Consider the following 21,237-nt stretch of genomic DNA (forward strand, 5'->3'; position numbering starts at 1 on the left):
TGGCGTCCGCGGGACATGAAAAAACCCCGGCACATGTTGCAGTGCCGGGGGTGATCCGTAAATGAAAGTGCGTCTTGCCTAGCCGAACACGCGGGTCAGCGCCGCGTCGGTCGCCGAGACGATGTGATTGATATCGTCCTTGGTCGCGATCAGCGCGGGCGAATAGCACAGCGTGTTGTTGAAGCCGGGAACAGAGCGGTTGGTCGCCCCGATGATCACGCCCTGCGCCATGCAGTCGGCCACCACCGCCTGAACCTGTTTCTCGGGGGTCGGCTCTTTGCTGGTGCGGTCACTGACTAGTTCGGCACCAAGGAACAGCCCCTTGCCACGCACCTGGCCGATCACCGCATGCTTGTCTTGAAGCGCGCGCAGCTGGTCGAGCATATACTCGCCCATCGCCACGGTGTTGCCCAACAGGTCCTCTTCCTCAATGATCGACAGGTTTTCGAGCGCCGCCGCCGGGCCGGCCGTACAGCCGCCAAAGGTCGAGATATCGCGGAAATAGCTCATCGGATCGCCGGATTCGTCGCGGAACATCTCGAACACCCGCTCGGAGGTCACGCAGCACGCGATGGCGGCATAGCCAGAGGCAACGCCCTTGGCCATGGTCACGAAATCGGGCTCGATGCCGTAATGCTGATAGCCGAACCACGTGCCGGTGCGCCCGACGCCACAGACGACCTCGTCGATGTGCAGCAGGATATCGTATTTGCGACAGATTTCCTGAACGCGGGGCCAGTAGCCCTTGGGCGGAACGATCACGCCGCCACCGGCGGTTACCGGCTCGAGGCAAAGCGCGCCTACGGTATCGGGGCCCTCGGCAAGGATGACCTCTTCGATCGCATTGGCGGCGGCGATGCCGTATTCCTCGCCCTCCAGATCCCATTGCGCGCGGTACTCAAGGCAATGCGGGACGCGCACGAAACCGGGGGTATAGGGGCCGTATTCGGCGTTGCGCTCGTCCTGGCCGCCGGCCGAAAGACAGGCGATGGTGGTGCCGTGATAATCACGCTCGCGATAGAGGATCTTGTGCTTTTTGCCGCCATGGCGCTTGTGCGCGATCTGGCGCACCATCTTGAACGCCTTCTCGTTCGCCTCGGAGCCCGAGTTGGTGTAATACACCCGCGTCAGACCCGGCATTTTCGCAATCAGCCGCTCGGAAAACTGTGCGCCGGGGATTGAGCCGGCAGAGCCCGCGAAATAGGGCAGCTTGATCAGCTGATCGCGTACCGCATTGGCGATCCGCTCGCGGCCATAGCCGACATTGACCGTCCAGACCCCGCCCGAAACGGCATCAAGGTGCTCTTTGCCCTTTTGATCCCAGACCCGCATGCCGCGGCCCTCGACGATGATGCGCGGATCGCCCTTGGGGGCCTCGCCGGTCCAGGCGGCGTGTTGGATGAGGTGGTGCCAGACATGGGCGCGGTCGGCCTCGACCACGCGAGAGATATCATTATCAAGAATTTTGCCGTCCATCGTGATGCTCCATCGGGTTGAGGCCCGGCGCAACGCGCGGGCCTGTGATCGTTGTCCATTTTATTCTGGGAATATATCAGCCGTGAAATGCGCCATGCGAATAGGGCCAGATGAGGGCAATATTTAAGGCCAAATATCCGATGTGAACGCGGAATAAACGAGTAATGTATTGATAAGTAATGATTTTGATCCGAAGGTGGGGGGAAGGTGCCAGCTTTGATGCTATTCGAAAACCTCTTTTCTGAAATGCTGAAATGATCTTAGTTCTGCTATTATTGCGTTGATTGGTTCTGTTGGATCGGGTTCACTCTTTGGCGGTGCCAGAGGCAAAGTGTACCGATCTGATCAAGGGACCGACGCATCCAAACCCGCCGAAAAGTGCGGTATCAGGTATAAAAAAAGTAACGTAACCAACGGGAGATGAACGATATGAAATTGAAATCAAAGCTGATGACGGCCGTGGCCGGTGCTGCGTTTGCGGTAACTGCCGGTGCTGCGACAGCACAGGAAATCACCGTGGCGTATTTCCTCGAATGGCCGATGCCGTTCCAATACGCCAAGGAAAAGGGCACCTATGACGAAGAGATGGGCGTAAAGGTCAACTGGCGTGCCTTTGACACCGGCACCGCGATGAGCGCAGCCATGGCCAGCGGCGATGTGCACCTTTCGGTCAGCCAGGGCGTGCCGCCCTTCGTTGTGGCCGCAAGTGCCGGTCAGGACCTTCAGGTTCTCGACGTGGCCGTGTCTTATGCCGACAACGACAACTGTGTCGTCGCCGAGGCGCTTGAGATCGACAAGACCAACGCAGGCGAGCTTGCCGGCAAGAAAGTGGCCGTGCCGCTTGGCACCGCCGCGCATTACGGTTTCCTCAAGCAGATGAGCCACTTCGGCGTTGATATCGCAAGCATGGACGTGGTCAACATGGCCCCGCCCGAGGGTGCCGCTGCCATCGCGCAGGGCGCGGTTGACATGTTCTGTGGCTGGGGCGGAAGCCTGCGTCGTGCCAAAGAGCACGGCAATGTCCTTTTGACTGGTGCCGAAAAAGAAGCGCTTGGCATTCTGGTCTTTGACGTGACCAGTGCCCCGGCTGGCTTTGTTGCTGAAAACCCCGATCTGGTGGCCAAGTTCCTCAAGGTGACGGCAGATGCAAACGCGATGTGGGCCGATGCGGCCAACCGCGACGAGATGCTGCCGGTGATTGCCAAGGACAGCGGCATGGATGTCGAGGCCACAGCCTCGACCATCGACACCTTCGTGTTCCCCACCGTGGAAGAGCAGCTTACGGCCAAATGGCTGGGCGGCGGCGCACAGGAGTTCATGAAAGGCGTGGCCGATGTCTTTGTCGAAGCCAATAGCATCGACGCCGCTCTTGAGACCTATGACAGCAACGTCAACACCGGTCCGCTGGCTGCTGCCAACGGCATGTAAGCCACGAGCGACGTGACAGACAGGGGCCCGTCCGTGCCGCGGGCGGGCCTCTGCGCAATCAATTCCAACGAAAACAGGGGGTGGGGATGTCTACACTTTCCATCGAAAATATCTCGATGCGGTTCGACCTGCCGAACGGTACGCACGTGCAGGCCCTGCAGGATGTCTCGCTTGAACTCAAGACAGGCGAATTGATGAGTGTGCTTGGCCCGTCGGGCTGTGGCAAAACCACGCTTTTGAATATTCTGGCCGGGTTTCTGGCCCCGACCGAGGGTCAGATCACGCTGAACGATCACCGCGTCACCGGCCCGGACGCAGAGCGCGGCATGGTGTTTCAGCAAGGCGCGCTGTTTGAATGGATGAGCGTGCGCGAAAACGTAAGCTTTGGCCCCCGCATGAAGGGACAGCGCGAGGCGGAATTCGGCGGCAATGTCGATCACCTGCTCGAGGTAGTCGGCCTCAAGGATTTCAAGGAAAAGGCGGTTTACGAACTGTCCGGCGGCATGCAACAGCGCGTGGCGCTTGCGCGCTGTCTCGCCAATGACCCGGATGTGATCCTGATGGACGAACCGCTTGGCGCGCTTGACGCGCTGACCCGCGAAAAGATGCAGGGGCTGGTTCTGAAGCTCTGGAAAGAGACCGGCAAGACGATCGTGCTTATCACCCACTCGGTGGAGGAGGCCCTTTTGTTGGGCGAACGTTTGCTGGTGATGGCGCCGCGACCGGGCCGCATTCACAAGGAATACCGCCTTCCCTTTGCTGAAATGGGGGTCGGGCAAGACCTGCGCGAAGTGAAGAAACACCCCGACTTTGGCGCAAAGCGCGAAGAAATCCTGTCGATGATCTGGGATATGGAAGAAGAGATCATGGGCCGCACCGAGGAGGCAGAGGCATGACCATTCTGATCATCTATGTTGCTATTTTCGTGGGTGCCTTTTTCGCCGTGCGCAAGGGCGTCAGCAAGTTCCGTCAGATGAACGATTACACCTCGCTCAAGACGGTGACCTTTGGCGATGAAAGCGCCGTGCGTCCGGATCGTTGGGCCAGCGTGATCTCGGTTGTGACGATCTTTCTGCTCTGGGGCGCCTTCACCGGAAGCAAATGGGTGCCAATCCACGCGCCGGGGCCGTTCATCGGTGACACCGAATTTGTCTATACGATTGAGGGCCCCGACGGCACCCGCGATGACGCCACGGTTTACGCCCGCGTCTTCAAGGTTGGCGAAGAGGTGACCGATCGCGAGATCGAGCCGGGCGATGGCATTGCCAAGAATGACGTCATCACCGTCGGCGCCTGGCGCTCGTCGCTTTTGCTGATGGACAAGAACGATGAGGTGACCCGCAAGGAGGGCGCCAAAGTCGTGGCGATTGACGGCCAGCCTGTTGGTCCCGGTGACACCGCCAAGGTCGCCAACGGCACGGTTGTGATCACCGCCAAGGGCTCGCTGAACTTCGCGCCCTCAAAAGGCATGCAGATGGAGCCGATCTGGCTTCCGCCGCCGGAATCGGTGGTCTCACGGGTCGCCGAGATTTCTGAGCAGGGCTATCAGAACTTTACCCTTTTCGAGCATCTCTACTGGTCGCTGTTCCGGGTGATCGTCGGCTTTGCGCTTGGCGCATTGGTGGGGATTCCGCTTGGCTATGCCATGGGGCTGAGTGACTGGTTCCGCGGCTGGTTCGATCCGATTGTCGAATTCATGCGCCCGGTGCCGCCGCTTGCCCTGATCCCGCTGGTGATCATCTGGGCGGGAATCGGCGAAAGCGGTAAGATCATCCTGCTGTTCCTGGCGGCGCTCTGGATCATGACCATTTCGGCGCGCGCGGGCGTGTCCGGCGTGGCGATTTCCAAGGTGCATGCGGCCTATTCCCTCGGGGCGAGCAAGTGGCAGCTGATGCGCTATGTGATCGTGCCCAACAGCCTGCCCGAGATATTCACCGGCGCGCGCGTCGCGATGGGGGTCTGTTGGGGTACGGTTGTGGCCGCCGAACTTGTTGCGGCCGAAAAAGGCGCGGGCATGATGATCATGGTCGCCAGCCGCTTTCAGCTTACCGATATCGTGATCATGGGGATCATCCTGATCGGGATCATCGGCTATGGCATCGACATTCTGATGCGCAAGGCTGAAAACTGGCTTGTGCCGTGGAAAGGCCGGGTCTGATCCGGCAGGGGTCAAAGGGTGCGCTGCCCCCGTCGCCGCAAGCGGCGACTCCCCCGGAGTAGTTTTGCCAAGAAGAATGGGATGAAGCAGGGAAAACCTTGCTTCATCCTTTTGCGTTTTGGCGCCTAGTTGAGCAGACCGGCGTGATGCAAACCGGCATCGACAAGCGCTTTTGTCGGCTCGGTCAGCGGGGTCAGCGGCAGGCGGACCTCATCACTGCACAGGCCAAGGCGGGACATGGCGTATTTGACGCCGACAAGCCCCGGTTCGGTAAAGATCGCGCGGTGCAGCGGCATCAGGCGGTCTTGCAGGTCAAGCGCGGTGGCATAGTCGCCGGCAAGCGTTGCCGCTTGGACCTGGGCCACGAGTTTGGGGGCGACATTGGCGGTGACCGAGATCACGCCTTGCCCGCCCTGGGCGTTAAAGCCATGCGCGGTGCCGTCTTCGCCGGAAATCTGGGCGAAATCCTTGCCGCAGGTGATCCGTTGCGCGCAGACGCGGGCCAGATCGCCGGTTGCATCCTTGACGCCGACAATGCGCGGCAGTTTCGCCAGCTGGCCCATGGTATCGGGCGTCATGTCAACGGCCGAGCGGCCGGGAATATTGTAGATCACGATCGGCAGGTCGCAGCAGTCATGCAGCGCGGTGAAATGGGCGATAAGCCCGGCCTGCGTGGGTTTGTTATAATAGGGCGTCACCACCAGCGCCGCATCGGCGCCGACCGACAGGGCGTGCTGCATCAGGCGCATCGATTCGCGTGTGTTGTTGGACCCGGCCCCGGCGATCACCGGAATGCGGCCAGCGGCGGCCTTGACCACCTCGGCGATGACGGTTTCATGCTCGGCATGGCTCAGGGTCGGGCTTTCGCCGGTGGTGCCAACCGGCACCAGGCCGTTGCTGCCTTCAGCGACATGCCAGTCGACGAGTTTCTTGAGCGTATCCAGATCCAGCTCGCCGTTCTTGAACGGCGTGACCAAGGCAGGAAAAGATCCTTTGAACATGACACGCTCCTTTCGTCTTTACGTGATGGCGGGCGGCGCCCGGTGTGATCAGGGTCGCCTGAGCGGTTCGGCGCGCATGGTCCGGTGGTTGTGAATGGACGCGGGCGCGCGTGACGCATAGGCTGGCGCTGTCTATCCTTCGCAATGGCGGGAAATGCAAGAGATGTTGCGCGTTTGCACCCTCGTTCTGGGGTTTCTTGGGTCGGTTTTGACGGCGCATGCCGCCGATTTGCCACGCATTGCCCCGCGCCCTCTGGCCAGTGCGCTTGAGGCGATGCAGGGCGGTCGCTGGGAGGCGGCGGCGCAATTGGCGCTGCGCGACGGGACTGCGGCGGGCGATCTTGTTGAATGGTATCGCCTGCGCGCAGGGCTTGGGGATCCGACCGGGGTCTTGGCGTTTCTGCGGCGAAACGGCCATTGGCCGGGGGTGGATTATCTGCGCCGTCAGAGCGAAGAGACCATGGCCGATGCGGCGTTTGGCGATGTGCTGGCGTTTTATGACGGTTACACACCGCAGACCGGCACCGGCGTTCTGAGCTTGGCCCGGGCGCTTTTTGCGCGCGACCGGCCGGGCGAGGCCGAGGCCGGTGTCGTTCTCGGCTGGTGCACGCTTGACCTGTCATCCGAGGAGCATAACGATTTTCTGGCCGAGTATGGCGCACTTTTGACACCGCACCATGCAGCGCGTCTTGAGATGGCGCTTTGGCGCGGGTTGCGCGATGTGGCGGATATGCTCCCCCTGGTCAGCGAGGCCGAACGCCGCCTGGCCGAGTTGCGCGCGAAGGTTGAGAAAGAGGGCGGCGAGGGGCTGAGCGAGGCGCAGGAGCGCCACCCCGGCATCGCCTATGAGCTTTTCAACAGACATCTGAAAAACGATCCCGATAAGGCCATCGAGGTGATTCTGCGCCAGAGCCGGATCAAGGGCGGTTTAGGCGAGCCAGAGCGGTGGGCCAGTTGGCGGCGCGCGCTGGCCCGCCAAAAGATGCGCGATGGCGAGGCAAAGCTGGCCTATGATCTGGCGTCGGTGCATCAACTGGTCGAGGGGGCAAATTACGCCGATCTCGAATGGTTGTCGGGCTATCTTGCCCTGCGCTATTTAAAGGCGCCGGGCCTTGCGCTTGATCACTTTCAGCGGTTCCGCGCGGCGGTTGCTACGCCGATTTCCCTTGGCCGAGCGGGCTATTGGATCGGGCGCGCGCAAGAGGCGCTTGGCGATCCGCAGGCGGCGCAGGTGGCTTATGGCGAAGGGGCCGACTATCAGACCAGTTTTTACGGGTTGCTGGCGGCCGAAAAGGCGAGCCTGCCGGTTGATCCGATGTTGGCAGGACAGGAAATGTTCCCGCCCTGGCGCGCGGCGGATTTTGCAAAAACCGACCTTCAGGAGATTGGCACGCTGGCGCTTGCGATGGGGGATCTCGGGCTTGCCCGTCGGTTTTTCATGCACCTCTCAGAGGCGCAGGATCGCACCGGGCTTGGCCAGATGGGCCAGATGCTGGCCGATCTGAAGCAGCCGCATTTGCAGGTGATGCTTGGCAAGGCGGCCGCAGAGCGCGGGATCGTGATCGAGGGCCCCTATTATGCGCTGCATCCGGTCGCCGGGATGCCGCTTGCGGTTCCGACCGAAATGGCGCTTGCGATTGCCCGGCGCGAAAGCGAGTTCAACCATCTGGTGGTCAGCGGCGCCGGGGCGCAGGGGCTGATGCAGGTGATGCCGGGCACCGCGCGCGATGTGGCGCGTGATCTCGGGATTGAACATGAGCGTGACAAGGTGCTGGCCGATTGGGCCTATAATGCCCGGCTCGGTGCGACCTATCTGGCGCAGTTGGGCGCGCGGTTTGACGGCAATGTGGTGTTGGTCGCAGCGGGGTATAACGCCGGGCCGGCGCGGGCGGCGCAATGGGTCGAAGAGTTCGGCGATCCGCGCGACGCCAAGGGCGATGTGATCATCGACTGGATCGAACACATCCCGTTTCGCGAAACCCGAAATTACGTGATGCGCGTGTCGGAAAGCCTTCCGGCCTATCGCGCGCGCCTTGGCAAAGAGCCGTTGCCGCTGCCGTTTACGCAGGAGTTGCGCGGTAAAAGTGTCGCCCCCCTTGGCGATTAGGCCAAAGGGGGCATGATCTTAGAACGGTTTTCGCCAGGCAACTGCCAGTGACCAATCGGCCTTGGACTGAACCCCGTTGAGGTTCTGATAGACCGGCAGGCCAAGCTCGACCCCCAGCAATTGCCCCTTGAGAAGCCCGCGTCGCGGCGTGAGATCGGCACCGGCGTAAAGCGTGATATAGTCGCCGCCATAATTGCGCGGATCGGCCCCAAGCGACGGTCCGGCAATGTTGATGTCACGGCCCTTGATCCGCCCGGCATGGCGATACTCGGCGCGTCCCGAATAGCTTATCCAAGGGGCGGCGCGATAGCTAAGCCAGCCGGTCAGGGCGGCCTCGTGCCCAAAACGATAGCCCTCGTCATTCTCGCCCAAACGCACGATGCCGCGCACCTGCCCGCCCCAGTTCAGCGCACGCTTGCCGGTCTCATAGGTCAGGCTTGGGTGAAGGTCATAGGTGCCCGATCCAAGCTGCATCGAATAGGCAAGCCGCCGGGTGGGGCGGGTGTTCATCGGCGAGAGCATCTGGCCGGTTTTCGTGATCGACCCGGTCGGCAGGCTAAGCCCAAGCCCAACGCGCGCGCTGCCTTTGGGGGTCTTTTTAAACGCCAGCAAGGCACCGAGCCGGATATCGCCAAGCCCGTTGGATGTGCTGGTATTGTCGCCCAGAACCGTGGTGCCCGCAGGCCCTGCATAGGTGCGCATGGTCATGGATTTTTCCACATAGGGCAGCATCCCCATCAGTGTCAGGCGATGGCTTGGCGCATACATCGCGCCGAGCATATGCATGTCCATGCTCATGCTGACCGGGGCCACGCGGATGGTGGGCGGCTGGCCGGGCAGGGCGGCAAAGACGTTGGGCACGGTGGTGACGAGCGTGTTGGCATCCATGTCGTTGGTGCCTTCGCGAATGCCCGACATCTCCATCGTGCCATAGCGATAGGTCAGCACCAGCTTGCCCTTGGGCAGCTGGTGACGCCCCGGCACGCCGATCGGGCCATGGCGGTGCATCTTCTGGTGTTTCTTGGTGTGAGACATGCCGCCCGTTGTCGGCTGCTCCATCGTCATTCCGTCGCTCTCAGGTATCATGGTCTGGGCATTGGCCGTCGGCGCCAAAAGCCCGGCGCATACAAGTGCCGCGCCAACTGTTCGGTTGATCATCATTGTATCTTTCAGATCGGACACGCCCTTGGGCGGCCCGTTATTTCGGTCTTGGAACGTGAAAATGTCAGGTCTTCAGGACCGAAGGCGCGGCGGTGCGCGCGAGCGATAGGGGCCTTGGCCATCCGCATTGGCCCAAAGCGAGGCCATTGGTGCGATGCGGGTGGTGGTGGCCACACGGGTAGGCGGGGTGATCGGCTGATCTGGGGTCAGCAGGGCGGCGGTGATGCCAAAGGTCGGGCATGGATCGTGCTGGGCTTCGCCATCATCCGCTGTGCCCTCCAGGGGCAGGCTCTGGCTTCCGATAGGGATATAGATGATCTCGGCGCCGGTACAGATCGCCATCATGCCGGAAGCGGGGGCGCCGCCCGCCATCACCATCGGCAAGGCCGCCACGCGCAGCGCCAGAAGGCAGGCGATCAGGATCGCGGCAAGGCCACGGAAAGCTGATCTGATCTGTGAAAGGGTGCGCCGCATGTCTGCCCTGAAGGTGTTTTGCAGCGGTTATATTCGAGATTACGAATTTGTGAAGCGCGCCCGGGCCGATTGGCCCGTTTTGACGCAGGGCCGGGCGCGCAGGCTGGACTGCGCGCAGGGAAACCTGAGTCATATGAGATAACTCGTATTTAATATCTAGGCGTGGCTCATCAAAAGCCGGACTGAATCGCAGGTGAAGAAGTCTGGCCGCATTGGGGCTGGCATGGCCGACATGGCCCTGTTCACCGGTTCCGAAGCACCCACCGGCCCCGACAAAGGGGGCGGAAAAGCGATTTGGCTGAACAGGTAGCTATGCGGCAGGCGCTCATGCGCCGGATGCCCCGCTGGAGAGGCACCGATGTCGTAAATTCGACAGAGCGCACGGGCAGGACCAATCGGCAAATGCCAGCTATCCCAGGGCCAACCCAGGGGGCGCGCGCGGGCTGTACGCGGCAGGCAACGCGCCTGCCGCGACCCGAAAATCGTCACTTTTTACGTGTGTCCGTGAGTAGACAAGGTCAGTGGCATCCGGTTCGGCTCCACAATCGGGCAACACCCCGGCAGCCGTGAAAAACGGGCAGGGCGTGTAAAGCTGGTGTTTGTCGTGTTTGGCCGATGGGGTCGGCCCATCGCCCATGTGCAGCGCATGCGCTGTGATCTTGGCTTGTGCGGCCCGGGCTGCCAGCTCGTGCTGGCACTCAAGCCTAGGGGCGGCTGCGACGCGCAGGGCAAGCAACACGACAAGAAGCGCCGGGACCATGCCCAGGGCCTCTATTGCCTTGATGATTCTGCCGATTTTCATCGCCACCAATTCCCCGACCCAAATAAAACAGGCCGATTGTTCCAAAATCCGTCGCGGACCCGAGTAATGAAAGAGGGCTGCTTGTGGTCGAGGGTAACCCGGCAGGGGCCATGCAGGCCTGTGGCGGATCGTCGCGGCCTCTTGTCGTGACGCAAAGAGCTATGCGGCGCGACGCTGGCGCCAGAGCGTGAACAACCCCGCCCCCACGATCAGGGCGCCACCAAGCGCCACGTTCAGGCGGATCGTTTCGGAAAAGATCAGAATGCCGATGGTGCTTGCGAACAAGAGCTGCAGATAGGCAAAAGGCTGGACCGCGCTCGCCTCGGCGACCTCGTAGCATTTGATCAGCGTCCAGTGCCCCGCAGCCCCGGTGATGCAAAGCGCCCCCATCCAGACCCAGTCAGAGCCAATCATCGGCTCCCAGAACGACATGCCGACGGCGGTCATCGCCGCGGAGCCGACCGTGCCGGTCCAGAAAAAGCTTGTCGCGGCGGTATCGCGGCGCGCCACGTAGCGCGTCAAAAGACCGTAAAGCGCAAACATCAACGCGGCGATCAGCGGCACGATGGCTTGCGGTTTGAACACGCCAAAGCCGGGCTCCAAGATGATGATCACCCCGACAAAGCCAACCGCGATCGCGACCCACCGTCGCCAGCCCACCTTTTCACCCAGAACCGGCCCCGAGAGCGCGGCAATCAACAGCGGATAACAGGCAAAGACCGCGTGGCTTTCGACAAGGCCCAAGAGGGTGAAGCCAAGGATCATCACGCAGATTTCCGTCACCAGAAGCAGCGAGCGAAACGCCTGCATCACCGGCTGGCTCGTGGCGGCGGCGGCGCGCAGACCACCGGCCTTGCGGCTGGCGATGGTCATCACGAAGGCGGCAAAAAACCAATAGCGGATCATCACCACCATCAGCACGTTGTATTCGCTGGCAAGATGGCGCGAAATGCCGTCCTGCACCGCGAAGATGAACGTCGTGGTGATCATCAGCCAGATACCCAGCCGGGTGTTTTGCGCGTTCATGTCGTGCCCTTCATGGCGGTGGTCATATGGCGCTTGCGGCCAAAGCCTGGCTGACGGGTAACGATAAATCCGGCCGCTGCAAGCCCCCGGCGCACAAAACCTGCGGCGGTATAGGTGGCGGCTGTTCCCCCGGCCTTTGTGTGGCGCGCGACCTCGGCCAAAAGGTCATCTTGCCACAACTCCGGGTTTTTGGCCGGGGAAAACCCGTCGAGGAACCAGGCATCGGCGCGCGCCGACCATGCGCCAAGGGTCTGGCGCGCATCGCCCTCGATCAGGGTAAATGTCAGGTCTGGCAAGGTGATCACCTGTGCCCCGCCCTGCCAATGGGGGGAAAGCTCTGCGGCGATATCCGACAGTTCGGGAAAGGCCGATTGCGCGCGCCGCATCTGTTCGGGGCTCATCGGATAGGCCTCGAATGTGGTGAAATGCAGCCGCCCGTTGACCTTGGCCGCGCGCCAGGCCGCGAGGCTTGCCAAAAGGTTCAGCCCGGTGCCAAAGCCAAGCTCGGCAATGTGGAACCCGTCACAAAACCGCGCCGGAAGGTCGTTGCCCGCCAAAAACACATGCCGCGTTTCAGCCAGCCCGTTTTCAAGGCTGAAGTAAGGGTCGTCGAACCGGGCAGAGACGGGAATATCGCCGTCACGCCAGAGGACATCGGCCTGCTGGCCCTGCATGCTGTGATCCTTTAAGGCGGGGTTAGGGTGACGTGACCATGCAGGGGGACAGGCGTTTTGGCAATGGCCGATGTAACGGTGATGGGGGCGGGGATTTTCGGCCTTTCGGTGGCCTGGACCTGCGCGCAGCGCGGCGCGCATGTGCGGGTGATTGACCCGAACGGCCCCGGCGCCGGGGCCTCGGGGGGCATCATCGGGGCGCTCGCGCCACATGTGCCGGAGAAGTGGAATGAGAAGAAAGCGTTTCAATTCGAAAGCCTGATCATGGCCGAGCGATTTTGGGCCAGCGTCGCCGAGGCCTCTGGCCTATCGCCGGGATATGCCCGCCTCGGCCGGTTGCAACCGGTTGCGGATGAGGCCGCTTTGACGCTGGCGCGTGCGCGGGCGGAAAATGCGCGCACGCTCTGGCAGGGCAAGGCGATATGGCGCGTGGTTGCCGCCGACATAGGCTGGGCACCGCTGAGCCCCAGCGGATATCTGATTGAGGATACGCTAAGTGCCCGCCTGCATCCGCGCCGCGCCTGCATCGCGCTTGCGGCGGCGATCCATGCGAAGGGGGGCGAGATGGTGACCTCGGGCACAGCCGAGGGCCGGGTGATCTGGGCCACTGGCGTTGCGGGGTTGCACGAGTTGAGCCGCGCCCACACCCGCAGCGTCGGCAGTGGCGTCAAGGGACAGGGCGCGCTTTTGGCCTATGACGCCGCCCACCTGCCGCAGCTTTTCGCCGACATGCTTCATATCATTCCGCATGAGGACGGCACCACCGCGATCGGATCAACCACCGAGAACACCTATGACGACCCCAACAGCACCGATGCGCAGCTTGACGCGGTGATCGCGCGGGCGCGCGCGGCGGTGCCGACCCTGGCCGATGCGCCGGTTCTGGCGCGATGGGCCGGCATTCGCCCCCGAAGCCGCAGCCGCGGCCCGATCCTTGGGGCGCACCCTCTGCGCGCCGGTGAATTCATTGCCAACGGCGGATTCAAGATCGGCTTTGGCATGGCCCCCAAGGTTGCAGAGGTGATGGCCGACCTGATCCTTGACGGGGTGGATGCTATCCCCGAGGGGTTCCGCCCCGACGCCTCGTATTGAAAGGATATGCCATGCACCCCACGCTGACGGCGCTGGATCATCTGGTTTTGACCGTGGCCGATTTTGATGCGAGCATTGCCTTTTATCGCGATGCTCTGGGCATGAAGGCAGAGGCCTTTACACCCGCTGACGGCACGGCCCGATGGGCGCTCAAGTTCGGTGCGCAAAAGATAAATTTGCATCTGGCAGGGGCCGAGTTTGAGCCCAAGGCGCGCTGCGCCACGCCCGGATCGGCGGATTTGTGTTTCCTGAGCGATGTGGCGATTGCCGATTGGCAGGCCCATTTCGCGCAGTGTGGCATCGCGGTCGAGGAAGGCCCGGTGCGGCGCACAGGCGCGACCGGCCCGATCCTGTCGCTTTACCTGCGCGACCCTGATGGCAACCTGATCGAGGTGTCGAACCGGATGCCGGGTTAACCCGGCGTCTTGTCCATCACCCGCCATGTCATCTCGGCCTCGTCCTGAGCGGAGAAATCGGCGGCCAGATCGCGGGTCTTGGCGTGATCGGGGGATTTGACACAGACCGGATCGGTTGCCGTGGGATCACCGGCAATCGCCATCGCCTGACAGCGGCAACCGCCGAAATCAATCGTCTTGCGCTCGCAGGAGCGGCAGGGTTCCTGCATCCAGTCGGTGCCGCGATAGGCGTTGAACGCGCTGCCGTTCTGCCAGATATCGGCAAGCGGGCGGTCGCGCACATTGTCAAACTCAAGGGTCTTGATCGTCTGCGCCGCATGGCACGGCAGCACAAGCCCGTCAGGCGCGACATTGATGCCGGTGCTGGCCCATCCGCCCATGCAGGGCTTGGGGTAATCGGCGTGATAATCGGCGGGCACATAGTCGATCACCAGTGTGCCCTTAAGCCGCGCGCGGGCCTCGGCGACGGTGCGATTGGCCTCTGTCGCCTGCTCGCGGGTGGGCATAAGGGCGCCACGGTTCTGCATTGCCCAGCCGTGGAACTGCACGGTTGCCACCTCGATCCGGCGTGCGCCCATCTCTTGTGCCATTTCAATCGCGCGGCCAAGCTGATGCATATTGCCCCGGTGCATCACGAAATTCAGCGTCAGCGGAAAGCCGATCTCGCCGATCCATTTGGCCACGGTCATCTTGCGGTCATAGCCGCCCCTATAGCCGCCGATCCGGTCGGCCATCGCCGCATCGGTGCCCTGAAGCGAAAGCTGCACGTGATCAAGGCCCGCCTCGTCCAATTCGGCCAGGCGCTTTTCGGTCAGGCCGATGCCAGAGGTGATCAGGTTGGTGTAAAGCCCCGCCTCGCGCGCCGCGCGCACAAGATCGGTGAGGTCACGGCGCGAGGCCGGCTCGCCCCCCGAGAGGTGCAATTGCAACACGCCCATGGCGGCGGCCTGTTCAAACACCGAGCGCCAGTCGTCTGTCGAAAGCTCGCTCTCGCGCGCCGTCAACTCGACCGGGTTGGAGCAATAGGGACAGGACAAAGGACAGCGATGGGTCAGTTCCGCCAGCATCGCAATGGGGGGCTGAACCTGCATCATGTCACCTCTAGAAAGCGGCGATTGGCCAGCTCTTGCAAAAATTCCGTGCTGTCGCGGGTCACGTCTTCGAGCGGCGCCTCAAATGTCGCCGAAAGGTCGGCGGCGATGGCCGCAAGCGTGGTTTTCCCGTCAACCCGGCTCAGGATGGCGTGGCCGATGGGATCAAGCCGGATCGCGCGCTCGGGGGCCAAAAGAACCCAGTTGTCGCGCACGGCATCAAAGTGAAGCCGCACGCCACGCGGCAAAAAGGGTGTGCCCTCGGGGGTCATGCCGCACCCTTTGCCAACAGGCCCTCGCCGGTTTGCCATGCACCGGGGGGGATGCGCGCGGGATCGACATAGGCCGAATAAAGCGCATCAAGCTGTGACCAGAGCACATCGGTTTTGAACACCAGGGCGGCGGCGGCAGCATCCTGTTTTTCGCCCGTATCGGCGTGATCGAGCACCCATTTCAGCCCAAAAGCCACATCCTTGGGGGCCTCTTTCAGGCGGTTGCGGAAATAGGCGAGGCTGCTGTCATCGGCAAAGGCGTAGTTAGCCAGCAGCCCCTCGATCCGCTCGGCGTGGATTTTCGGCGCGAAAAGCTCGGTCAGCGAGGCCGCGACCGCCTCGAGCAGGGGTTTGTCGCGCACGAAATGCACATAGGCATCGACCGCGAATTTGGTGGCAGGCAACACCCCATCGGTGCTTGCGACATAGTCGGGGTCAAGCCCGACCGCCTGCGCAAGGCGAAGCCAGCGGCGAATCCCGCCTTCATTCTCGGCGGTGCCATCATGGTCCTCGATCCGCGAGCGCCAGATTCGGCGCAGGGCGGGGTCCTCGACCCGGCTCAGAAAGGCGGCATCCTTCATCGGGATGCGCGCTTGGTAATAATAGCGGTTGATCACCCAGGCGCGCACCTGATCGGGGGTACAGCCACCGGAATGCAAAAGGTGATGAAACGGGTGCCGGTCGTGATAGCGCTCGGCGCCGATCTGGCGCAGGCGGGCCTCGAATTCGGCCGGGGTGGCGGTTTTGGTGGCGGTCATAACGTCAGCTCCATTCCGTCCTGCCCAATGGTCCAGCCGGCGGCCTCGGCCTCGGCCCGTTCGGCCGCATCGGGGCGGAACACCGGGTTGGAATTGTTCATATGCACAAAGACCTTGCGCCCGATCCCAAGGTCGCGCAGCGCGGCGATAGAGCCCTCTGGCCCACTCATCGAGATATGGCCCATGCGCTTGCCGGTCTTCTGGCTCAGCCCCATCTCAAGCATCTCTTCGTCGCGCCAGAGCGTGCCGTCGAAAAACACCATATCGGCGCCCTTCAAACGATCCGCCAACCGCTTGGTCACGGCGGCGCAGCCGGGGATATAGTAGATATCGCGGCCCTCGGCATGGATGTGGACACCGGTGGTCTGTTCTCCCTCAAGATCGGTTTTGACCTCGGCCCCTTCCATGTAAAGCGGCACCTTGCCGGGCACCGAAAACAGGGTCGCGGTGAGGCCGGGCAAAAGCGTGGTTTCCTTGTCCAGCGCGATTGTGACGCGCGGCACGCGGGCCGGATCGACCGCGTTGAGCAACGGATTGGCGGCCAGAACATCGTGGATTTCGCCGGTGGCATGCAGGGCAAAGGGCTGTTGTTCGCGCAGCGACAAAAGCCCCGCAACGTGGTCGATATCACCATTGGTCAAAAGCACGGCTGCGATCGGGGATTTGCGAAGGCCCGTCGGATGCAGCGCCGGATTATCGGCGATTTGGCTGCGGATATCCGGCGAGGCGTTCAAAACGACCCAACGCTCGCCATCAATGCTGATAGCGAGCGAGGATTGTGTAGATGACGGGATTTTACCCGCGCGGGCCAGATTGCAATTGTCGCAACCGCAATTCCATTGCGGAAGCCCGCCCCCGGCCGCAGCACCAAGTATCAAAGCTTTGAACACCTGCTACCTCGCTGCGCCCGAGATTGAATTATTTAGAATAGGACGCCGCCGCCGTCGCGTTCTTCGGCCGGGCCGTACATGTTGATTTCCATGCCGCAGTTCAACTCACGCAGAACAGGTTTACTCCATGCCATGATCAATCCTCCCTTGGGTTCGTGGCTAGACCCTTGAATTAGATATTTGCAACCTCGACTTGTCAACGCTTCTGACGGGATCACTCCTACGACTTTAGTGCAGGGCGCGGGCGAGGGGCTTGTGTCGTGTCCATGTCATGGGCGAAGCTGTGCCAGGAGTAGGGGTGATCGCCCGCATCACGGATGGTTTGCGAGGGACTGGCATGATCGAGCTTTTGTTTATCGTCTGCCTTCGGGCGCAACCCGAAATCTGCGAAGATCGGGCGTTTCAATATACCGACCGGTCCACGCGCGGCTGTATGGCCGAGGCGATTCCACAGCTAAGCCTTTGGGCCAAAGATCACCCGCGCTGGCGGATTTCGCGTTGGTCCTGCCAGCCGCTTGGTGGCGCAAGATCACGGGCCTGAAGGGCCGGAAAAGGATGAAAATGAAGCATAAAAAGGCGAGACGCATGAAACGACTGGGGCTGGTACTGGCCACGATCTCTGCAATGGCACTCGGGTTTTCGGGGGGTGTTCACGCCGCGAGCGAGACGGAAGGCTATGACCTTATCTTTCGCACAAGCACACTGGACGCGTTCGCGCCCGGCGATCATCTGCGCTATGAGGCCGAGATGACAAACGAGGCCGCCGCGCCGCAAGAACCGCAGCTTCTCGACCTTGTGATCGAAGACGGCGACAAGGCCCGCCTGAGCCGCGATATCGACGGCAAGCACCAGTCGCTGGCGGTTTTTGATGCCAGTGTCGGCAACCCTATGGCGATGTTCTTTCTCGAACGCCTGGTCCGCGATCTGGCGGCGGCGACCGGCGGGAGCAAGTTTTACATTCGCAACCGGATCAAGGAATCACTGCTTGCGCCCGAAGCAATCACCTCCGATCAAATCACCTATGACGCGGCAGAGCAGCCCGCGAAACGCGTCACCCTGGCGCCCTTTGTGGCCGATCAGAACCGTGCGCGGCTTGGCCCCTTTGCCGACCTGAGGATCGACTTTCTCATGTCCGATGCGGTGCCCGGCTGGTATCATGTGACCGAGGCCGCCACGCCCAAGCGCGAGGCGGGCGGGCGCTTCTTTCATTCCACCCTGCATCTGTCAGAGGAGGCACACTAACCATGCGGTCACTGGCGATACTGGCACTGATCACCCTGCCCATCGGGGCTGCGGCGCAAGACATGGCCGAGCGTCTTAACGATTACCCGACCGAGGCGCGGGCGGATTACGTCTTTGGATGTATGGCAAGCAACGGCAACACCCAGGACATGCTGCGGCGCTGTTCGTGTTCGATCGATGTGATCGCCTCGATCCTTCCCTATGAGAAATACGTTCAGGCGGAAACCGTGCTGTCGCTGCGCCAGGGCAGCGGCGAGCGCATTTCGCTGTTTCGCAGCGCCGCAAGCAGCAACGCCATGGTGGCCGACCTGCGCCGCGCGCAGGCCGAGGCCGAAATCGTCTGCTTCAACTGATCAGGATTCGCCGCCCTTTGAGAGGACCTGTTCAAACACATGGCCATCGGTATCTTCGGCCCGCACGCGGATGTTGGGCGCGCCGTTATCGGTATAGGCAAAGCGAAACACCGGGTCCTCGGAAATTGAAATGCCGCCCGTCAGGGTAAAGAGCATCTCATCGCCCTGCCAGACCTGAAGATCCTGGATGAACATCGCCGGTACGAAAAGCTGGGTGATCTGATCGCGCTGGAGCCCGGAATAATTCGGGTGACGAATCATCAGCTGCGCATCGCGGCGCGTGCCAACCTGAACCGGGCCGGTATCGAAATGGCGCAGGCGCATTTTGCCAATATTCGCCATCGCCACCTCTGGATCGCGGGTCGCGGCTGCGGCACAGCCTCCGGCGGCCTTGACGAAACGGCCGTCGATAAAGGTGGCGGTCTCGGTCTCGGCGACCACGCGCAGGTTGGAATAGGCATTCACCCGCACCCGCGTTTCAAAGCTGAGCGGGGCCATTGCCGGGCCGAATTGAATCTCGGCGGCAAGCGGCGCAGGGTTTTCATCAATCACCAGTTTAAGCGTCTGAATCGGGCCGACACTTTGATCCGTCTGCGTCACGACGACGGGCACGGTTGCCGCATCATGGGCGCGGTAGGGCGCCTCAACGCTAAAGATCGCGCCGGGCGTGACCGATTTGGCCTCGTTGAGGATGTCACCCCGCAGATAATCCCAGGTTTCCCCGTTCACCAGCGGATTTCGCGGCTCTTCCGCCCAAACGGCAGTACTGAGCGCGACTGACAAAATCGCGGTCGGGATCGTCAAACGTTTCATCTTTGTCCTCCGAAAGACACAACGGTACTTTAGGACAATAGCATGAAACCCGTCATAATCGTATCACCCATTAGTAGCAGACGCGCGAGGGCAGGTGATGTTCGAAATTCTGACCAGCCTCTGTCTGGTGGGGCAGCCCGATGCTTGCCAGACGCGGCTTGTTCCCGTCGATGGGCCCGATTGCGACATCGCTCTTGCCCGTGCCGCCGAGCTCGCTCCGGAGTGGGGCGCAGATTTTGTCGCCGGGCCACCGGAATGCACGGCGCGTCGCGCCAGTCGTCTGGAGTTTTCGGAAATCGCGCCGGGGGTTTACGTGCATCGCGGCGAGGTCGCCGATGTGGCCCCCGAGAATCTTGGCGATGTGGTCAATATCGGCTTTGTCATCGGGCGCGATAGCGTCGCGGTAATCGATTCCGGTGGTAGCCGCGCGATTGGCGAAGAGGTTTACCTTGCGGTGCGCGCGATCACGCCCAAGCCGATTTCGCATATCATCCTGACCCACATGCACCCCGATCACGTGTTCGGCGCCACCGTCCTTGCCGAGGCCGGGGCCGAGATCATCGGCCATCGCAAGTTGGGGCAGGCGCTGAATGCGCGGGCCGAAACCTATGAGACCAACTTTGCCCGCCTGATCGGCCCCGGTTTTAGCGCAAGTCGCACGCCGCTTGCGATCACCCCGGTCAGCGACAGTACGGTGATCGACCTCGGCACGCGTGCGCTTACCCTGGTGCCTTGGGAAACCGCGCATAGCGAAAGCGATCTGACGGTGTTTGATACCGCGACGGCGACGCTCTTTGCCGGGGACTTGCTGTTTGATGAGCATAGTCCGGCGCTTGACGGCTCACTGCTTGGCTGGCTTCGGGTGCTTGACGCCATGGGCACGCCGCCTCCCGCTCGCGTGGTGCCGGGGCATGGCGGGCCGGTGTTGGACTGGCCCGAGGGCGGCGTGGCCGTGCGGCGCTATCTTGAAACCCTGCGCGACGAGACCCGGATTGCCGTGGCCGACGGGCTGCGCCTCTCGGAAGCGGTGGCAACGGTGGGAAAGGGTGAGGCCGATAATTGGCATCTGTTCGATTTGTTTCACCGGCGCAACGTGACGGCGGCCTTTACCGAGTTGGAGTGGGAATAGCGGCGCTAATCGCCAATTCGCGCCGCCAGCATCTGGGCAATGGCATAAAGCCGCTTTTCCAGAAGCACCGGCGTTTCACAGGCATAGGTCAGTGAAAGCGCGCGGTCGCGAAATACCCGTTCACGCCAATCAAGGTCGGCCTCGATCTGATCGATTCGGTCAAAATCGGGCGTCTCGGCGGCGTTCAGGCTGGCAATCTCATTGCGCATGGCGTCGATTTCATCGGCCATCCGCGCCTGATTGCGGGCATAGCGGGTGATTCCGCTCATCAACAGGCTGCGGCGTTGGTTGAGGCGCTCGAACACATCCGCAAAAATCGCGTTATAGTCGTCGCGCCCCAGAGGAGGCGTGCCATTGGCGGCCTCGTCAATCGCTTTTTCGGCCTCATCAAGACTGATTCGACGTAGTGCCAGAAGTTGAGCGAGCTCGGCAGTGATCGGCGCCGGTTCTTCCGTGGCCCCCTGATTTTCACCTTGATAGGGCCACATCACGGCGGTCGAGGGCGTATCAACCCTGCGCTGAACACAGGGCCAGTCAGGATCATGCGATCCCGCCGCGTAGAGCGGAGAAACCCCAATGAAAACAACGCATAATGGAAACTGCAAGAACTTCATTTCAACCTATACGACTAAAGTCTTACTGAGCGATAGAGCAATCTTGGCACATATTGTCACAGTAAGAAACAGGGTGATTTGAAAACCGTTCTTTGGGGCGAATCGCCAAAGGGTTGTATCGGAAAGATGCGAGGGAGGATGGACTTTATGAGGACACGCGCCGCTGTTGCCGTATCTGCCGGTCAGCCGATGGAGATCATGGAGGTGAACCTTGAGGGCCCGAAGGCGGGTGAGGTTCTGGTTGAGATCAAGGCCACCGG

At 61.8% G+C, this 21,237-nt stretch carries 24 protein-coding genes and 1 pseudogene; 11 read left to right on the top strand and 14 right to left on the bottom strand.

The window, feature by feature from the left end; genetic code table 11:
- Positions 1 to 78 precede the first annotated feature (78 nt).
- Positions 79 to 1,476, bottom strand: coding sequence for an aminotransferase family protein (locus tag BUB78_RS12020; RefSeq protein ID WP_073198334.1), 1,398 nt, complete (start codon positions 1,474 to 1,476; stop codon positions 79 to 81).
- Positions 1,477 to 1,905: 429 nt separating this feature from the next.
- Between BUB78_RS12020 and BUB78_RS12025 the strand changes: the two genes are divergently transcribed.
- From BUB78_RS12025 to BUB78_RS12035, 3 genes are all read left to right on the top strand, one after another.
- Positions 1,906 to 2,904, top strand: coding sequence for a taurine ABC transporter substrate-binding protein (locus BUB78_RS12025; protein WP_073198363.1), 999 nt, complete (start codon positions 1,906 to 1,908; stop codon positions 2,902 to 2,904).
- 86 nt (positions 2,905 to 2,990) lie between these two features.
- A complete protein-coding gene (locus BUB78_RS12030) occupies positions 2,991 to 3,800 on the top strand; it encodes a taurine ABC transporter ATP-binding protein (RefSeq protein ID WP_073198335.1) in 810 nt (269 codons plus the stop codon).
- On the top strand, positions 3,797 to 5,062 hold the full coding sequence (locus BUB78_RS12035) for an ABC transporter permease (protein WP_073198336.1): 1,266 nt from the start codon (positions 3,797 to 3,799) through the stop codon (positions 5,060 to 5,062). The genes BUB78_RS12030 and BUB78_RS12035 overlap by 4 nt, the downstream gene beginning before the upstream one ends.
- A gap of 125 nt (positions 5,063 to 5,187) precedes the next feature.
- On the opposite strand, the gene dapA is transcribed toward BUB78_RS12035, so the two are convergent.
- Positions 5,188 to 6,063 carry a 4-hydroxy-tetrahydrodipicolinate synthase gene (dapA, locus tag BUB78_RS12040; RefSeq protein WP_073198337.1) on the bottom strand — a complete coding sequence of 292 codons (876 nt, stop codon included), beginning with the start codon at positions 6,061 to 6,063 and terminating at the stop codon, positions 5,188 to 5,190.
- Between the two features lie 154 nt (positions 6,064 to 6,217).
- Here dapA and BUB78_RS12045 point away from each other — a divergent pair, with 154 nt between their 5' ends.
- Positions 6,218 to 8,170: a lytic transglycosylase domain-containing protein gene (locus tag BUB78_RS12045; protein ID WP_073198338.1), complete on the top strand. Its 1,953-nt coding sequence runs from the start codon at positions 6,218 to 6,220 to the stop codon at positions 8,168 to 8,170.
- 18 nt (positions 8,171 to 8,188) lie between these two features.
- Here the strand turns inward: BUB78_RS12045 and BUB78_RS12050 are convergent, their stop codons facing one another.
- The 5 genes from BUB78_RS12050 to mnmC2 form a co-directional block, all read right to left on the bottom strand.
- Entirely contained in the window at positions 8,189 to 9,328 is a 1,140-nt protein-coding gene (locus tag BUB78_RS12050) for a transporter (RefSeq protein WP_170865062.1), read from the bottom strand.
- Positions 9,329 to 9,403: 75 nt separating this feature from the next.
- Positions 9,404 to 9,805, bottom strand: a complete 402-nt coding sequence (locus tag BUB78_RS12055) for a hypothetical protein (RefSeq protein WP_073198340.1) — start codon at positions 9,803 to 9,805, stop codon at positions 9,404 to 9,406.
- A 409-nt stretch (positions 9,806 to 10,214) separates the two neighbouring features.
- On the bottom strand, positions 10,215 to 10,652 hold the full coding sequence (locus BUB78_RS12060; protein WP_139279327.1) for a hypothetical protein: 438 nt from the start codon (positions 10,650 to 10,652) through the stop codon (positions 10,215 to 10,217).
- Positions 10,653 to 10,766: 114 nt separating this feature from the next.
- On the bottom strand, positions 10,767 to 11,633 hold the full coding sequence (locus tag BUB78_RS12065; protein WP_073198342.1) for a DMT family transporter: 867 nt from the start codon (positions 11,631 to 11,633) through the stop codon (positions 10,767 to 10,769).
- Complete coding sequence (gene mnmC2 / locus BUB78_RS12070; RefSeq protein ID WP_073198343.1) at positions 11,630 to 12,307, bottom strand: tRNA (5-methylaminomethyl-2-thiouridine)(34)-methyltransferase MnmC2; 678 nt, start codon at positions 12,305 to 12,307, stop codon at positions 11,630 to 11,632. The genes BUB78_RS12065 and mnmC2 overlap by 4 nt, the downstream gene beginning before the upstream one ends.
- Positions 12,308 to 12,370: 63 nt before the next feature.
- Between mnmC2 and BUB78_RS12075 the strand changes: the two genes are divergently transcribed.
- Together BUB78_RS12075 and BUB78_RS12080 are read left to right on the top strand one after the other, a co-directional pair.
- Positions 12,371 to 13,399, top strand: a complete 1,029-nt coding sequence (locus tag BUB78_RS12075; protein WP_073198344.1) for an NAD(P)/FAD-dependent oxidoreductase — start codon at positions 12,371 to 12,373, stop codon at positions 13,397 to 13,399.
- A gap of 11 nt (positions 13,400 to 13,410) precedes the next feature.
- Complete coding sequence (locus tag BUB78_RS12080; protein WP_073198345.1) at positions 13,411 to 13,815, top strand: VOC family protein; 405 nt, start codon at positions 13,411 to 13,413, stop codon at positions 13,813 to 13,815.
- Here the strand turns inward: BUB78_RS12080 and pqqE are convergent.
- Genes pqqE through pqqA form a run of 5 tightly spaced genes read right to left on the bottom strand, consistent with a single transcriptional unit; the run spans position 13,812 to position 16,960 of the window.
- Positions 13,812 to 14,906 carry a pyrroloquinoline quinone biosynthesis protein PqqE gene (pqqE, locus tag BUB78_RS12085; protein WP_073198364.1) on the bottom strand — a complete coding sequence of 365 codons (1,095 nt, stop codon included), beginning with the start codon at positions 14,904 to 14,906 and terminating at the stop codon, positions 13,812 to 13,814. The genes BUB78_RS12080 and pqqE overlap by 4 nt on opposite strands.
- Positions 14,906 to 15,178 carry a pyrroloquinoline quinone biosynthesis peptide chaperone PqqD gene (gene pqqD, locus BUB78_RS12090; RefSeq protein ID WP_073198346.1) on the bottom strand — a complete coding sequence of 91 codons (273 nt, stop codon included), beginning with the start codon at positions 15,176 to 15,178 and terminating at the stop codon, positions 14,906 to 14,908. Before pqqD ends, pqqE begins: the two co-directional genes overlap by 1 nt.
- The gene (gene pqqC / locus BUB78_RS12095) at positions 15,175 to 15,936 is read right to left on the bottom strand and encodes a pyrroloquinoline-quinone synthase PqqC (protein WP_073198347.1); all 762 of its coding nucleotides are present in this window, start codon (positions 15,934 to 15,936) and stop codon (positions 15,175 to 15,177) included. The genes pqqD and pqqC overlap by 4 nt, the downstream gene beginning before the upstream one ends.
- Positions 15,933 to 16,826, bottom strand: a complete 894-nt coding sequence (gene pqqB, locus BUB78_RS12100; protein ID WP_073198348.1) for a pyrroloquinoline quinone biosynthesis protein PqqB — start codon at positions 16,824 to 16,826, stop codon at positions 15,933 to 15,935. Before pqqB ends, pqqC begins: the two co-directional genes overlap by 4 nt.
- Before the next feature lie 32 nt (positions 16,827 to 16,858).
- Positions 16,859 to 16,960: a pyrroloquinoline quinone precursor peptide PqqA gene (gene pqqA / locus BUB78_RS12105; protein WP_073198349.1), complete on the bottom strand. Its 102-nt coding sequence runs from the start codon at positions 16,958 to 16,960 to the stop codon at positions 16,859 to 16,861.
- Positions 16,961 to 17,163: 203 nt separating this feature from the next.
- Between pqqA and BUB78_RS12110 the strand changes: the two genes are divergently transcribed.
- The 3 genes from BUB78_RS12110 to BUB78_RS12120 are packed head-to-tail and all read left to right on the top strand — an operon-like array spanning position 17,164 to position 18,421.
- A complete protein-coding gene (locus BUB78_RS12110; RefSeq protein WP_073198350.1) occupies positions 17,164 to 17,367 on the top strand; it encodes a hypothetical protein in 204 nt (67 codons plus the stop codon).
- Positions 17,368 to 17,411: 44 nt separating this feature from the next.
- Positions 17,412 to 18,068: a hypothetical protein gene (locus BUB78_RS12115; protein WP_245813458.1), complete on the top strand. Its 657-nt coding sequence runs from the start codon at positions 17,412 to 17,414 to the stop codon at positions 18,066 to 18,068.
- Positions 18,069 to 18,070: 2 nt separating this feature from the next.
- Complete coding sequence (locus BUB78_RS12120) at positions 18,071 to 18,421, top strand: hypothetical protein (RefSeq protein WP_073198351.1); 351 nt, start codon at positions 18,071 to 18,073, stop codon at positions 18,419 to 18,421.
- Here BUB78_RS12120 and BUB78_RS12125 read toward each other — a convergent pair whose 3' ends face one another.
- Positions 18,422 to 19,234, bottom strand: coding sequence for a quinoprotein dehydrogenase-associated SoxYZ-like carrier (locus BUB78_RS12125; protein ID WP_139279328.1), 813 nt, complete (start codon positions 19,232 to 19,234; stop codon positions 18,422 to 18,424).
- A 97-nt stretch (positions 19,235 to 19,331) separates the two neighbouring features.
- On the opposite strand from BUB78_RS12125, the gene BUB78_RS12130 reads away from it, so the two are divergent.
- A complete protein-coding gene (locus BUB78_RS12130) occupies positions 19,332 to 20,363 on the top strand; it encodes a quinoprotein relay system zinc metallohydrolase 2 (protein ID WP_073198352.1) in 1,032 nt (343 codons plus the stop codon).
- Positions 20,364 to 20,368: 5 nt separating this feature from the next.
- Here BUB78_RS12130 and BUB78_RS12135 read toward each other — a convergent pair whose 3' ends face one another.
- A complete protein-coding gene (locus BUB78_RS12135; protein WP_245813460.1) occupies positions 20,369 to 20,968 on the bottom strand; it encodes a hypothetical protein in 600 nt (199 codons plus the stop codon).
- 156 nt (positions 20,969 to 21,124) lie between these two features.
- Here BUB78_RS12135 and BUB78_RS20375 point away from each other — a divergent pair.
- Positions 21,125 to 21,237: pseudogene (locus BUB78_RS20375) on the top strand (S-(hydroxymethyl)glutathione dehydrogenase); the annotation flags it as partial.

This window comes from Roseovarius marisflavi, assembly GCF_900142625.1.
GTDB classification, from domain to species: Bacteria; Pseudomonadota; Alphaproteobacteria; order Rhodobacterales; family Rhodobacteraceae; genus Roseovarius; species Roseovarius marisflavi.

Excerpts from the sequence above, each read along its gene's own strand:
- BUB78_RS12020 (WP_073198334.1), bottom strand. The coding sequence starts at position 1,476 with ATGGACGGCAAAATTCTTGATAATGATATCTCTCGCGTGGTCGAGGCC.
- BUB78_RS12025 (WP_073198363.1), top strand. The coding sequence starts at position 1,906 with ATGAAATTGAAATCAAAGCTGATGACGGCCGTGGCCGGTGCTGCGTTT.
- BUB78_RS12030 (WP_073198335.1), top strand. The coding sequence starts at position 2,991 with ATGTCTACACTTTCCATCGAAAATATCTCGATGCGGTTCGACCTGCCG.
- BUB78_RS12035 (WP_073198336.1), top strand. The coding sequence starts at position 3,797 with ATGACCATTCTGATCATCTATGTTGCTATTTTCGTGGGTGCCTTTTTC.
- dapA (WP_073198337.1), bottom strand. The coding sequence starts at position 6,063 with ATGTTCAAAGGATCTTTTCCTGCCTTGGTCACGCCGTTCAAGAACGGC.
- BUB78_RS12045 (WP_073198338.1), top strand. The coding sequence starts at position 6,218 with ATGCAAGAGATGTTGCGCGTTTGCACCCTCGTTCTGGGGTTTCTTGGG.
- BUB78_RS12050 (WP_170865062.1), bottom strand. The coding sequence starts at position 9,328 with ATGATCAACCGAACAGTTGGCGCGGCACTTGTATGCGCCGGGCTTTTG.
- BUB78_RS12055 (WP_073198340.1), bottom strand. The coding sequence starts at position 9,805 with ATGCGGCGCACCCTTTCACAGATCAGATCAGCTTTCCGTGGCCTTGCC.
- BUB78_RS12065 (WP_073198342.1), bottom strand. The coding sequence starts at position 11,633 with ATGAACGCGCAAAACACCCGGCTGGGTATCTGGCTGATGATCACCACG.
- mnmC2 (WP_073198343.1), bottom strand. The coding sequence starts at position 12,307 with ATGCAGGGCCAGCAGGCCGATGTCCTCTGGCGTGACGGCGATATTCCC.
- BUB78_RS12075 (WP_073198344.1), top strand. The coding sequence starts at position 12,371 with ATGGCCGATGTAACGGTGATGGGGGCGGGGATTTTCGGCCTTTCGGTG.
- BUB78_RS12080 (WP_073198345.1), top strand. The coding sequence starts at position 13,411 with ATGCACCCCACGCTGACGGCGCTGGATCATCTGGTTTTGACCGTGGCC.
- pqqE (WP_073198364.1), bottom strand. The coding sequence starts at position 14,906 with ATGCAGGTTCAGCCCCCCATTGCGATGCTGGCGGAACTGACCCATCGC.
- pqqD (WP_073198346.1), bottom strand. The coding sequence starts at position 15,178 with ATGACCCCCGAGGGCACACCCTTTTTGCCGCGTGGCGTGCGGCTTCAC.
- pqqC (WP_073198347.1), bottom strand. The coding sequence starts at position 15,936 with ATGACCGCCACCAAAACCGCCACCCCGGCCGAATTCGAGGCCCGCCTG.
- pqqA (WP_073198349.1), bottom strand. The coding sequence starts at position 16,960 with ATGGCATGGAGTAAACCTGTTCTGCGTGAGTTGAACTGCGGCATGGAA.
- BUB78_RS12110 (WP_073198350.1), top strand. The coding sequence starts at position 17,164 with ATGATCGAGCTTTTGTTTATCGTCTGCCTTCGGGCGCAACCCGAAATC.
- BUB78_RS12115 (WP_245813458.1), top strand. The coding sequence starts at position 17,412 with ATGAAACGACTGGGGCTGGTACTGGCCACGATCTCTGCAATGGCACTC.
- BUB78_RS12120 (WP_073198351.1), top strand. The coding sequence starts at position 18,071 with ATGCGGTCACTGGCGATACTGGCACTGATCACCCTGCCCATCGGGGCT.
- BUB78_RS12125 (WP_139279328.1), bottom strand. The coding sequence starts at position 19,234 with ATGAAACGTTTGACGATCCCGACCGCGATTTTGTCAGTCGCGCTCAGT.
- BUB78_RS12130 (WP_073198352.1), top strand. The coding sequence starts at position 19,332 with ATGTTCGAAATTCTGACCAGCCTCTGTCTGGTGGGGCAGCCCGATGCT.